At 71.8% G+C, this 12,063-nt stretch carries 9 protein-coding genes; 4 read left to right on the forward strand and 5 right to left on the reverse strand.

Features of this window, described 5'->3' with window-relative positions:
- The first annotated feature begins 126 nt into the window (after nt 1–126).
- The 4 genes from ACFV4P_RS05065 to ACFV4P_RS05080 all read left to right on the forward strand — a co-directional run bounded on the left by ACFV4P_RS05065 (nt 127) and on the right by ACFV4P_RS05080 (nt 3,986).
- Nucleotides 127–1,305 carry a low temperature requirement protein A gene (locus tag ACFV4P_RS05065; RefSeq protein WP_380467505.1) on the forward strand — a complete coding sequence of 393 codons (1,179 nt, stop codon included), beginning with the start codon at nt 127–129 and terminating at the stop codon, nt 1,303–1,305.
- Between the two features lie 156 nt (nt 1,306–1,461).
- Nucleotides 1,462–2,670, forward strand: coding sequence for an MFS transporter (locus ACFV4P_RS05070; RefSeq protein ID WP_380467507.1), 1,209 nt, complete (start codon nt 1,462–1,464; stop codon nt 2,668–2,670).
- A gap of 41 nt (nt 2,671–2,711) precedes the next feature.
- A complete protein-coding gene (locus ACFV4P_RS05075; protein WP_380467509.1) occupies nt 2,712–3,086 on the forward strand; it encodes a nuclear transport factor 2 family protein in 375 nt (124 codons plus the stop codon).
- 72 nt (nt 3,087–3,158) lie between these two features.
- A complete protein-coding gene (locus ACFV4P_RS05080; RefSeq protein ID WP_073811185.1) occupies nt 3,159–3,986 on the forward strand; it encodes an SDR family NAD(P)-dependent oxidoreductase in 828 nt (275 codons plus the stop codon).
- Nucleotides 3,987–4,094: 108 nt separating this feature from the next.
- Here ACFV4P_RS05080 and ACFV4P_RS05085 read toward each other — a convergent pair whose 3' ends face one another.
- The 5 genes from ACFV4P_RS05085 to ACFV4P_RS05105 form a co-directional block, all read right to left on the reverse strand.
- Complete coding sequence (locus ACFV4P_RS05085; RefSeq protein ID WP_380467511.1) at nt 4,095–5,354, reverse strand: IS701 family transposase; 1,260 nt, start codon at nt 5,352–5,354, stop codon at nt 4,095–4,097.
- A gap of 133 nt (nt 5,355–5,487) precedes the next feature.
- A complete protein-coding gene (locus ACFV4P_RS05090; RefSeq protein ID WP_380467513.1) occupies nt 5,488–7,662 on the reverse strand; it encodes an AGE family epimerase/isomerase in 2,175 nt (724 codons plus the stop codon).
- Nucleotides 7,659–9,800 (reverse strand): glycogen debranching protein GlgX, encoded by a 2,142-nt coding sequence (gene glgX / locus ACFV4P_RS05095; protein ID WP_380467515.1) that lies wholly within the window; start codon nt 9,798–9,800, stop codon nt 7,659–7,661. Before glgX ends, ACFV4P_RS05090 begins: the two co-directional genes overlap by 4 nt.
- A gap of 7 nt (nt 9,801–9,807) precedes the next feature.
- On the reverse strand, nt 9,808–10,500 hold the full coding sequence (locus tag ACFV4P_RS05100) for an SDR family oxidoreductase (protein WP_380467517.1): 693 nt from the start codon (nt 10,498–10,500) through the stop codon (nt 9,808–9,810).
- A 56-nt stretch (nt 10,501–10,556) separates the two neighbouring features.
- On the reverse strand, nt 10,557–11,900 hold the full coding sequence (locus ACFV4P_RS05105) for a sugar phosphate nucleotidyltransferase (RefSeq protein ID WP_380467519.1): 1,344 nt from the start codon (nt 11,898–11,900) through the stop codon (nt 10,557–10,559).
- Nucleotides 11,901–12,063: the final 163 nt, after the last annotated feature.

Here is a 12,063-nt window from a genome sequence, read left to right on the forward strand (position 1 = left end):
TTTATCTACACCCCCTCCCCCCCCCCGCGGGCCCGCGCGGCCCCCCCGCGGGGGGCGCCGGCCGGACGGACCGGCCGCTGCCCGTACCGCCCGGACGTCCGCGTCCGCGCAGAGAGGGTGAGGAAGATGTTCCACCACCACCGCCACGAGCGCGCCGCCGACGGCACCCGCTCCCGGGCCACCTGGGCGGAGCTGTTCTACGACATCGTGCTCGCCTTCGGCGTCAGCCAGACCACCCACATCATCGGCCACTCGCCGAGCTGGGCGACGTTCGGCCAGGCCCTGCTGATGCTCACCCCGCTGTGGTGGGCCTGGGTGGACGTCGCGCTGGCCGTCACCATGGTCGAGGAGACCCACGTCGAGCGCCTGCTGCTGCTCGCCGCCGGCCTGGCCACCTACGGCATGGGCGTGGCCGCGCCGAGCGCGATGTCCGGGCACGCGGGGGCGGCGCTGTTCGCCGGCTCCTACCTGGTGCTGCGGCTGCTGATGGGCGAGGCCACCCGCCGCGAACGCCCCTTCGCCCGCACCATCCACCCCTACTCGGTCGGCGTGGTGTTCGCGCTGGCGCTGACCGTCGGAGCCTTCGTCAGCGGCCCGGCCCGGGCGGCGATCTGGGCCGCCGCCATTCTGGCCGAGGCGGTGCTGCCCGCGGTGATGAGCCGCCGGCTGCACGCCATGACCTACAGCGCGGCCCATCTGCCGGAACGCTTCGGCATGTTCATCATCATCGCGCTCGGCGAGAACATCCTCGCGGTCGGGGCCCGCGCCTCGGCCGGGGCGCTCACCGCCGCGCTGGTCGCCGCGCTGGTGCTCAGCTTCGTGATCGGCGGCGCGCTGTGGTGGCTGTACTTCCACCTCGCCGCTCCCGCCGTCGAGCACTCGATGCGGACCCACCGCACCCCGGCCACCGTGGTGCGCGACGTGCTCAGCTACGGCCACCTGGTGCTGGTGCTCGGCCTGCTGCTGGTCGCGGTCGGCACCGGCAACACGGTCGCCCACCCCACCGGCGTCTCGCACGACCCGAGCGCGGCCCTGCTCCCGATCGGCGCCGCGATCTTCGCGCTGACGTTCGGCTACACCCGCTGGCGGATGTTCGGCGCCGCCTCGGCCACCCGGGTCGGCGCCGGGCTGTGCCTGCTCGGCCTGGCCGCCGGAGCCCCGCACATGCCCGCGATCGCCACGCTCGGCGCGACCGCCGTCCTGCTGGTCGCGGTCAGCGGCCTGGAGCACTGGCTGGTCGCCACCGGGCGCCGCGTACCGCTGCTGTTCCACCGTCCTGTCCCCACCGGTCACGAGTTGACGTAGTGCCGCTGACGACCTTTCACAGTGCTCTGCGGGGGAGCGGTCCAAGCACTGGACTTCGGCCATCTGGCTAGCGTTTTGGACGCGGGCACGCCCAGCCGATGCCGTCACCCGAATCTGCTCACCGTGCACCGGAATCCACCTGCGAAACGAGGTCCCGTGAATCCTCGAAACCCCACCCCTGCCCTGCTCGCGCTGGCACTCGGCTACTTCAGCCTGGGCACCATCTCGCTCGCCGTCGTCGGCCTCAACGCCCCGATCGGCAAGAGCCTGGAGGTCGCCCCGGCCAGCGTCGGCCTGCTGGTCACCGTGTTCGCCCTCACCTTCGCGGTGGGCGCGCCGACGGCGCCGGCGCTGCTGCGCCGGATGGACCGCAAGAAGGTCCTGCTGCTCGGCCTGGCGCTGCTCACCGTCGGCGGCGGGCTCAGCGCCGTCGCCCCCGACTACACCACGATGACCCTCACCCGGGTGCTCGGGGCGATCGGCGCGGCGATCTTCGGACCGGCGTCCTCGGCGGCCGGCGCGGCCATCGTCGGACCGGAGCGGCGCCACCGTGCCCTGGCGACGGTGTTCGCCGGCATGACCGCCGCCTCCGTGCTCGGCGTCCCGCTCGCCTCCTTCCTGGGCTCCACGATGAGCTGGCGCCCGGCCCTGCTGGGCGTCAGCGCGCTCTCGCTGCTGTCCCTGGTGCTGGTGGCGGTGCTGGTACCGGACCTGCCGGCCGGCGAACCGCCGACCGCCCAGGCCTACCGGGCCGCGCTGCGCACCCCCGGCGCGCTGCCCACCGTCACCACCACCCTGCTGTTCATGGCCGCCCAGTTCACCGTGTACGGCGTGGCCGGCGCCTACCTGGCGGCCCGCTTCGACGCCAGCGCCGGAGTGGTCTCCGGCACCCTGATGGCCTTCGGCGTCGTCGGCGTGCTCGGCAACGCGCTGGCGCCGCGGATCAGCGAGAAGCTCGGCGGCACCCGCACCATCACGGTGTCGCTGGCCGGCCTGGGCGTGGCCCTGGCCCTGCTGGTCGTCACCCCGAAGCTGACGGTCGCCGGCCTGGTGCTGTTCGCCGTCTGGGCCTTCTTCAGCCAGATGTACCAGGCCCCGCAGCAGGCCCGGCTGATCGCCGTCCTGCCCGCCCACCCGGCGCTGATCCTGGCGCTGAACGCCTCCGCGCTGTACCTGGGCATGAGCCTGGGCAGCCTGCTCGGCTCCACCTTCCTGCCCTCCGTCGGCGCGACCCTGATGCCCGGGCTCGCCCTGCTGCTGCTCGTCGCGGCAGCCGGCGCGCACGTGCTGTCCGGTCGCGGCACCAAGGCTCCGGCGGCCCCGGTCTCGGCCGAGGCACCGGTCCCCGCACCATCCAACTCATGACCACCAGACACCACCGAAACCCACGAACGGGAGAATCCGCGATGTCCGAGCACAACAAGCAGCTGGTGACCGACTACCTCGACACCGTCTGGAACGAGGGCAAGGCCGACGAGGCCGACCGCTTCCTCGCCGAGAACCTCGTCCAGCACAACCCCAACCTGCCCGACGGCCGCAAGCCGGTGGTCGACTTCGTCGCCGGCTTCAAGACCCAGGTCCCGGAAGGCCGGTTCACGATCCAGCGGATCGCCTCCGACCACGACCTGGTCTTCGTGCACAGCCACTTCACCGCGCAGGACGGCGACCGCGGCATGGCCGTGGTGGACGTCTTCCGCATCGAGGGCGGCCTGATCGCGGAGCACTGGGACGTCAAGGAGAACGTCCCGGAGACCACCGCCAGTGGCCACCCGATCGTCTGATCGGCCATCTGCTGCCCGGAAGCACCGACGGCGCTTCCGGGCAGCGCCCTTCTCCAGACCCCGGAGGCTGCTGTGACCCCCATCGAAGAACAGACCGTCCTCATCACCGGCGCCACCGACGGCCTCGGCCGCGCCATGGCCCGCGAACTCGCCGCCCAGGGCGCCACCCTGGTACTGCACGGCCGCAGCCAGGAACGCGGCGACGCCCTCCTCGCCGAGCTGCGCGCCGAGACCGGCAACGACCGGATCAGCTACCTGCTGGCGGACTTCGCCCGGCTCTCCGACGTCCACAAGCTGGCCGAGCGGGTGTCCGGCCTGGAGCGGCTCGACGCGCTGGTCAACAACGCCGGCATCGGCGTCGAGCTCGACCGCCAGGAGAGCTGGGACGGCCACGAGATGACCTTCCAGGTCGACTACCTGGCCGCGTACGTGCTGGCGGTGCGCCTCGCCCCGCTGCTGGCCCTCTCCGCGCCCGCCCGGATCGTCAACGTCACCTCGGCCGGCCAGGCGCCCATCAACTTCGACGACGTGATGCTGCGCCGCCGCTGGGACGGCGTCCAGGCGTACTGCCAGGCCAAGCTGGCCCAGATCATGCTGACCTTCGACCTGGCCGAGGCGCTCGCCGGCACCGGGGTGACGGTCAACGCGCTGCACCCGGCGTCGTACATGCCCACCAAGATGGTGGTCAACCTCTTCACCCCGCAGAGCACCGTCGCCGAGGGCGTGCGGCACACCCTGCGGCTGGTCACCGACCCGGCGCTGGACGGGGTGACCGGACGGTACTTCAACCGCTCCGACGAGGCCCGGGCCAGCAGCCAGGCCTACGAGAGCAGCGCGCGGGCGCGACTGCGCCTGCTGAGCGAAGAGCTGACCGGGGTGCCGTTCGGCGCGGCGCGCTGAGCCGGGCCCGGACGCGCCACCGGACGCGACACTCGGGGGCGGCCCGTCGGGCCGCCCCCGAAGCACCGACGCCGCCGGCTGCACCGCCGACGGCGCCGATGGTGCCGGTCAGCCGGTGGCCGAGGTCTCGCGGGCGGACTCCAGGTCGGCCAGCCGGTCCAGCAGGTCGTAGCCGTGGGCGGCGGCGACCAGCGTGACGTGGTGGTGCCAGCCGCGGTAGGAGCGGCCCTCGAAGTCGCCGAGGCCGTAGTCGCGGTGCAGCCGTTCGACGGTGTCGGCGGAGCGGCCGCGCAGCTCGGCCAGGGCGACCAGTTCGGGCAGTCGGTGCACCGGGAGGTTGGTCACCCAGTAGGTGCGCGGCTGGGAGCGCCCGAACGGCCACTCGACCACCAGGTGGCGGGGCGCGGCGGGCACCAGCTCGGCGAAGCGGCCGCGGCGGGCGCTGCGCCCGTCGGTGAGCGGGACCACCAGGAACTGCGAGTGCCGCACCCGTGCGGTCGGCTCCTCCCGCCAGGCCAGCACCGCGCGCTCGCCCTGCGGGACCAGCTCGTCGGCGAGCTCGGCGGCCCGCCGCCGGACGGTGGCGGCCGGCCGGCGCACCGGCTGGGCGCCGTGGCCGCCGTGGGTGACCGGCAGGGCCCGCTGGGCACCGGTGGCGCAGGCGGGCAGCGCGGTGCCGGCGCCGACCTGGACCAGGTAGCCGAGCCCGCGTTCCTCCAGGCCGAGCAGCAGCGGCTCGACCTCCTTCTCGTTGCTCCAGTCGGCGAGCACGGGGGCGCTGGGCACGTCCCAGCCCAGTATCTCGTCGACCGAGTCGAGCAGGTGCTGCCAGCGCGGCAGGTGCCGGGCCTCCTCGGGGAGGTGGGCCTGGGTGCGCAGTTCCAGGTCGGTGTCCCAGTGCCGGGGCAGTGCCAGCTGCCAGGTGACCGGCTGGGCGCCGTGCGGGTGGATCAGCGAAGTGGCCATCGCCAGTTGGCAGTTCATGGTGCGGCCCTCGGTGGGGACGAACTGGCGGGCGACGCCGGCCGAGCGGGTGCCGTTCTTGGCGAACACCACGTCGTCGACGGCCCAGGCGTGCGGGGCGGCGGCCGAGGCGACCAGCTCGGCGAGCCGGCGGCGGACCTCGCCGACCCCCCAGGTGGACTGGTTGACGAACTGTTGGATGGGCTGCACCATGCGTTGGCCGAGCACCTGCTCGGAGATGTTGGCGGGCGTCTTGCGGCCGTCCGCCTGGCGCAGGCCGCGGAGGTAGACCTCGCCCCAGCGCCGTTGGTCGGAGCGGGCGAAGCAGCTGAAGAGCTCGTGGCAGTATGCGGAGATTCCGTCCTGCCGCAGGCCGGCGTGCGGTGTACGGAAGTTCGAAATCATGGACACATCGATCCTTGGGTGAGGTTCTGGCGCGATGGCGGTCGGGCCGGGCTCCGCCCCCGCCGGAGTGGGGCCGGCGGGGGCGGGGCGGGCCCGGCTCCCGCCGGGTGGGGGCGGCGGGGGCGGGGCGACGTCAGTCCGTGACGCAGGTCCGGTCGTCGTCGACCAGGAAGGCGTCGGTGGCCAGCAGGGCCTGGGTGACCTCGGGGAGACTGCAACCGACGATCACGAAGTCGACCTCAAGGCCCATCTTGGCGCGCTGGAACAGCAGTTCGTTGATGGCCGGGCGGCCGATCTCGGTCACCTTGCAGAGGTGGAACTCCACCCGGCGGGGCTCCACCGACAGCGCCTCGGTCAGGCAGCGGCGGAACTTCTCCAGCTCCTCGCGGTCGATCACGCCCTCGCAGTGGATGTGCGCGGTCTTCCCGTCGAAGTCGCTGGAGACCCGCAGCCGCATGTCGGCCGGCTCGACGTCCACCCGGACCTTCAGCGGACGGTTGCTCAGCGGCAGCCGGACGGTCAGCTGCTTGGGGTCGAAGTCCTCGTACGGCTCGTCGTCGATCCACACCCGGTCGATCTGGACCGAGCCGGCCGGCAGCAGGTCGGGCGACACCCGCAGCAGGCGGTCCGGGAAGGCCCCGGGCTGCGGCCGGAAGTGCAGGGTGAGCGGCGCCGAGGTGATCAGCAGGCCGGTGTAGGCGGCGGCCAGGTAGCACAGCTCCAGCGCGTGGTAGCCGGCCATCGAGTGGCTGCCCTTGAGCCGCTCGGTGCCGAGCAGGTACGGGATGCCGTTGGCCAGCACGTTGAAGTACACGCCGCCGTCGTCGTAGTCGAGGAAGTTGGCGTTGTAGAAGGCCGCCGACTCGCGGGCCAGGCGGCGGTGCTCCGGGTCGCCGGAGACGCCGGCCAGGATCAGGTAGGCGAGGATCGCCTGCTCCTGCTGCCACCAGGCCTTGCGGTCGTGCCAGACCAGGTGGTGGGCGCCGGTGTCCGGGTCGGCCACCCGCTCCACCACGTCGTACCAGCCGCCGCGCTGCTGGTCGCTGCCGACCGGCGGCATCAACTCGGCGATCCGCTCGGCCAGTTCGGAGTAGCGCTCCTTGTCGTGCAGGGCGCGGATCCGGGTCAGGTTCCAGGCGATCTTGAGGTTGTGGCCGACCACCGCGCGGTTCTGCTGCCAGCCCCAGGTCCGGTCGGCGCTCCAGTCGCCGTGGAAGCGCTCCTGGACGAACGGGCTGGCCGGCTCGTCGGGGAAGCGCTCGGCGATGGTGTCCGCGGTCTCCTCCAGCAGCTTGGAGAAGTCCTCCCGGCCGGTGGCGAGATAGGCGTTGATCAGGTACGCCGGGGCGTGGTCGCCGATCGAGTTCCAGTTCTTGCGGGACCGGTTGCGGCCGAGCGAGTCGGCCCGCGGGTCCATGGTGATCGGGTCGAGGTGGGAGAAGAAGCCGCCCTGGTCCTCGTCCCGGAAGAAGCGTTCGAACAGGGCGACCGTGCGGTCGATGTCGTCGAGGATCCGCGGGTCGCCGGTGATCCGGTAGGTCTGGGTCGGCCCGGCCAGCGCGTAGATCTGCTCGTACATCGGGATGGCGTCGAAGTCGTCGCCGAACTCCGAGGCGTAGACCTTGCGTTGGCCGGCCTCGGTGATGTCGATGCCGTGGTACCAGTAGACGACGCCCTCCGAGTCGTCGGCGACCCGCATGTGCTCGCGCAGGTACTCGGTGCCGGACTCGGCGGCGCTCAAGAACCGCTCCTCGCCGGTGAGCAGGAAGGCGGTGGCCAGGCCGTAGACCAGCCGGGAGATGGTGTCGGTCTCCTGCCGCACGTCCTCGCCGGTGAAGTCCGGGACGTGGGTGCCGCTCAGGGTGAGCCGGGTGCGGAAGTTGCGCCAGTCGTACCGGCCGTCCTTGTCGGGGCCGTCCGGGAAGTGGCCGCGCAGGTAGAAGTCGGCGATCTCGGCCGCCTGCTGCACCCACCAATTGGGGTGCTCGAAGACGTAGTTGCCGCGGCTGGTCTCCGGGAAGGTGATCTGCCGGGCCTCGATCCGCTCGCCGCCGTCCCAGCGGTAGAACAGGCCGTAGACGAAGACGTACCGGCCCTCGGCCAGCATGTCGCGGGTGGCCTCGCCGGTGTCGCGCGGGCCGTCGCCGAGGTTGCGGACGATCTCGGAGCTCAGGAAGCCGTTCAGGTGGATGGTGAACTCGCGCCCGTCCGAGGTCCGCAGGCCGAACCGGTCGTGCGCGGGGTCGTAGTTGGTGACATAACCGGCGATGCTGTCGGAGTACATCCGCCGGGTGTCGGGTGCGTTCATCGGTGCGTTCCTCCCTCATCGGGCAGCGCCGCCAGGACGACGACACTGCGGCCCTGGGCATGGAAGGTGTGGCCGGGGACGGGTGCCTCGGCGCCGGGGGCGAGGACGTCCTCGCCGGCGCCCTGCGCGGTGTCCACCAGGCGGGCCCACCGGTGGCCGTCGATCGACGGCAGCTCGAAGTCCAGGCCCAGGTGGAACATGTTGAGGACGACGTGCAGGTCCGGGTCGCCGTCGAAGCCGGCCAGGGTGAGCGCCAGCACCCTGGCCTGCGGGTCGTCCCAGCCCGGCTGCTCCAGCCGGGTGCCGTGCCAGGTGACGTCGGGCAGGCCGCGGGGGTTGGTGCGGCCGGAGAAGAACCGGGCCTCGCGCACCGCGCGGAAGCGCCGGCGCAGGGCGGTCATGTTCCGGAAGAAGTCCCGGACCTCGGTCTCCTTCTCGGCCTGGTTCCAGTCCAGCCAGGCGGTCTCGTTGTGCTGGCAGTACGCGTTGTTGTTGCCGCCCTGGCTGTTGCGGAACTCGTCGCCGGCCAGCAGCATCGGCACGCCCCGGCTGAGCAGCAGCACCGCGAGGTGGTTCTTGATCTGACGCACCCGCAGCCGCTCGACGTCCGCCGAGTCGCTGGGGCCCTCCACGCCGCAGTTCCAGCTGAAGTTCTCGTGGGCGCCGTCCGCGTCGGCCTCGCCGTTGGCCCAGTTGTGCTTCTCGTTGTAGCTGACCAGGTCGTTGAGCGTGAAGCCGTCGTGGCAGGTGATGAAGTTGATGCTGTTGGTGGGCAGTTCGCCGTTCCGGCCGAACAGGTCGGGCGAGCCGCCGAGCCGGGTGGCGACGGTGCCGACCAGGCCGGCGTCGCCGCGCACGAAGCGTCGGATGTCGTCCCGGTACGGGCCGTTCCACTGGGCCCAGCGCTTCCCCGGGAAACGGCCGACCTGGTAGAGGCCGCCGCCGTCCCACGGCTCGGCGATGATCTTCGACTCGGAGAGGATCCCGGACAGCTCGATCCCCCACAGCACCGGCGGCACGTCCATCTCGTAGCCGCCGGCCCCGCGCGAGAGCTCCGAGGCCAGGTCGAAGCGGAAGCCGTCGACGTGGTGCTCGGTCACCCAGTACTCCAGGCACTCGATGACGAACTTGGCCACCGCCGGGTGGTTGGCGTTGATCGCGTTCCCGCAGCCGGTGAAGTCCATGTAGTGCCGGCGGTCCTGCGGCCACAGGTGGTAGTACACCTCGTTGGCCTGGCCGCGGAAGCTGATCACCGGGCCGTTCTCGTTGCCCTCCGAGGTGTGGTTGAAGACCACGTCGAGGATCACCTCGATGCCGGCCCGGTGCAGCGCCTTCACCATGTCGCGGAACTCGGTGATGTGGGTGCACTCGCACGGGTCCGAGCAGTAGCCGGTGTGCGGCGCGAAGAACCCGAACGGGTCGTAGCCCCAGTAGTTGTACAGCGGCGCGCCGTTCGGCCCGATCCGCAGCACCTGCCGCTCGTCGAAGTCGAAGATCGGCAGCAGCTCGACCGCGGTGACGCCGAGCTCCTTCAGGTACGGGATCTTCTCCACCACCCCGTTGAAGGTGCCGGGGTGGACCACGTGCGAGGACGGCGAGGCGGTCAGCCCGCCCACGTGCATCTCGTAGATCACGGTGTCCGCCAGCGGGGTGCGCAGCGGCTCGTCGCCCTCCCAGTCGTAGCCGTCCAGGTCGACCACCATGCTGCGCATCGAGTACGCGCAGTTGTCCTCGGTGCCGATCGCCCGGGTGCGGTCCCACAGCGAGTTGACGTTGGCGCGGGCGTACGGGTCGATCAGCACCTTGCGGGGGTTGAAGAAGGTGCCGGAGTCCTTGGTGCGGCGGGGGCCGTCGACCCGGTACGCGTACACCTGGCCCTTGGTCAGGCCGGAGAGGTGGCAGTGCCAGAAGTGGTAGCTGCGGTGCCGCTCCGGGTCGAGCGGGATCACCCGGGTCGGCACCAGGTCCTCGTGGTGGGTGAAGAGCAGCAGGTCGACCCGGGTGGCGTGCTCGGAGTAGAGGGAGAAGTTGACGCCGTCGCCGTCGCCGTCGAGCGTGGCGCCGAGCGGCTGGGCGTGACCGGGTCCGATCTCGGCCGCCTCGATCTCGGCCCTGCGAGTCTCGTGGTGTTCGCTCATGTCGGCGTCAGCCCACCGGGGTCCGGTCGCCCTGGAGCCCGGCGAACGCCTCGCTCCACGCCGGGAAGGTGCTGCCGGGCTCGTTGAAGATCTCGAAGGTGACGCCGTCCGCGGCCGGCTGGAGCAGCGCCTGGACGCAGGCCTCGGCCAGGTCCGGCCGGGAGACCTGGCCGAAGCCCTGGTCGCCCTGCTCCAGCCGGACCCGCTCGCCCGCCTCCCGGGTGTCGGTGAGCCAGCCCGGCCGGATCACGGTGTACGGCAGGCCGGATTCGCGGACCGCGTTCTCGCCGGCCAGCCGCCACTCCAGCACCCGGCCGTAGGCGTTCAGCGGGTGGGCCAGGTGGGTGGCGTGGATCTGGCTGACCAGCACCACCCGGGGGCGGTGGCCCCCCTCGGCGACGGCCGCCAGGGCGTTGCGCACGCCCTGGTAGACGGTGGTCTCCGGCCGGTCCGGGCCGCTGTCGGCGGTGCCCGGGGCGACGCAGTAGACCAGGGCCGAGGTGCCGGCCAGCGGTTCGATCAGGGTCTCCGGCCGGCGGACGTCGCCCTCGAAGTAGAGCGCGCCGGGCGGCAGGCTGCGCCGGGCGTGCTGCACGCTGCGGCCGATCGCGCGGACCGGTTCGCCGCGGTCCAGCAGACGCTGGGCGATCAGGCGGCCCAGCCGTCCCGAGCCGCCGATCACCGCCACGGGGTTGTCCATCGCTTGCTCCTCGTCTCTCGGGCTTGCTCGGGGTCTGTCGGGCTGCTCGGGTGTGCTCAGATCCAGCGCAGGATGTCGTCGGAGTTGGTCAGCCGGGTGCCCGAGGGCAGGTTGGCCAGGGCCGGCACCCGCAGCCGCGGATAGATGCTCACCCCGGTGAGGCGGGTGCCCTGCCAGACGTGCACGCCGTCGCCGACCGCGCAGTAGCCGTCCATCCGGACCGGGTTGTCCCGGGTGGAGTGGATGTCGGCCATCGGACCGATGTAGGAGTCGCTGATCCGGGCGTACGGGCCGACCATCGAGGAGTCGCCGAGCGAGGTTCCGCTCAACCGGGCGCCCTCGCGCAGCTCCGCTCCGTCGCCGATGTCGGCGTGCTCCAGCCGGACGCCGGAGCCGATGGTGACGTGCCGGCCGATCCGTACGCCCTGGCCGATCACCACGTCGCCGCTGGCGATCTTGTCGGCGAGGGTGGTGCCGGAGACGTCGTCCTTGGTGTGCAGGCTGCTCTCGTGGATCCAGTACCGCGGGCGGTCGCTGCGCGGCTCGGGCATCAGCTGGTTCATCTGGTGGAAGTCGCCGGCCAGCACCTGGCGCAGCGTCACCAGGTAGTCCTCGACGTTGCCGAGGTCGCCGAGCCGGGCGATGTGGTGCGCGGCCACCGCGCGGCCGTGCTCGACCAGCCAGGGCAGCAGGTCGCCGCCCCAGTCCAGGCGCTGCTGGGCCTGCCGCATCAGCTGCGGCTCCCGGGCGGCCAGCCGCAGCCGACGGCAGTCCACCAGGTACATGCCCGCGTTGGTGGGCACCAGGGCGCAGTTGTCGCTGGTCGCCTCCGGGAAGATCTCGTGCACCCGGGCCAGGCTGGGCTTCTCGACGAAGCCGGAGACCAGGCCGTCGGCGTCGGTGCGCATCGCGCCGTACTTGCCGGCCACTTCGAGCGGGCTGCGGGCCACCGCGGCCACGGTGACCACGGCGCCGGTCGCCTCGTGGGTGGCCTCCAGCTCGGCGAGCGAGAAGTCGAAGACCGAGTCGACCGGGAGCACCAGCGCCCGCTCGGTGAGGTCCCACTGCTCCAGGTTGTGCAGGGTGGCGGCGCCGGACCCGACGTTGTACCGGTCGAAGCTGGAGCGCGAATAGCGCACTTCGACCCCGTACTGCTCGCCGTGGCCCAGCAGCAGTTTGATCTGGCTGCGGTTCTCCAGGCCCTGCGCCACCACGTAGAAGCGGCGGATGCCCTGCTCGCGGCAGGCGTCGATGACCCACTCGATCAGCCGTCGGCCCGCGAACGGGATCAGCGCCTTGCTCCGGATGTAGTCCGCGGACTCGAGGGTGATGGGCTTCGCGCGTTCTCCTCGTCCGCCGGCCAGGATGATCCCGACCGTCCCGCCGTCTCGCTCGGCCATCTCGCTTCCCCTGACTAGGCGACCTTGGTGCGGCAGATACAACACCAGATGTCAAATCGTGTCAAGGGAGGCTGTAAAGTTCATGGGCATGCCCATGTCATGTGCCCCGTGACGAGCGGGGACCGAATCAATATCGGCCGGAATGCTATTCCGCCAGGAATAG

Source organism: Kitasatospora sp. NPDC059795 (genome assembly GCF_042732175.1).
Taxonomy (GTDB): Bacteria; Actinomycetota; Actinomycetes; order Streptomycetales; family Streptomycetaceae; genus Kitasatospora.

What these genes read in the sequence shown, in the direction of transcription:
- ACFV4P_RS05065 (WP_380467505.1), top strand. Translation starts at nt 127, where the DNA reads ATGTTCCACCACCACCGCCACGAGCGCGCCGCCGACGGCACCCGCTCC.
- ACFV4P_RS05075 (WP_380467509.1), top strand. Translation starts at nt 2,712, where the DNA reads ATGTCCGAGCACAACAAGCAGCTGGTGACCGACTACCTCGACACCGTC.
- ACFV4P_RS05085 (WP_380467511.1), bottom strand. Translation starts at nt 5,354, where the DNA reads ATGATTTCGAACTTCCGTACACCGCACGCCGGCCTGCGGCAGGACGGA.
- ACFV4P_RS05090 (WP_380467513.1), bottom strand. Translation starts at nt 7,662, where the DNA reads ATGAACGCACCCGACACCCGGCGGATGTACTCCGACAGCATCGCCGGT.
- glgX (WP_380467515.1), bottom strand. Translation starts at nt 9,800, where the DNA reads ATGAGCGAACACCACGAGACTCGCAGGGCCGAGATCGAGGCGGCCGAG.
- ACFV4P_RS05100 (WP_380467517.1), bottom strand. Translation starts at nt 10,500, where the DNA reads ATGGACAACCCCGTGGCGGTGATCGGCGGCTCGGGACGGCTGGGCCGC.
- ACFV4P_RS05105 (WP_380467519.1), bottom strand. Translation starts at nt 11,900, where the DNA reads ATGGCCGAGCGAGACGGCGGGACGGTCGGGATCATCCTGGCCGGCGGA.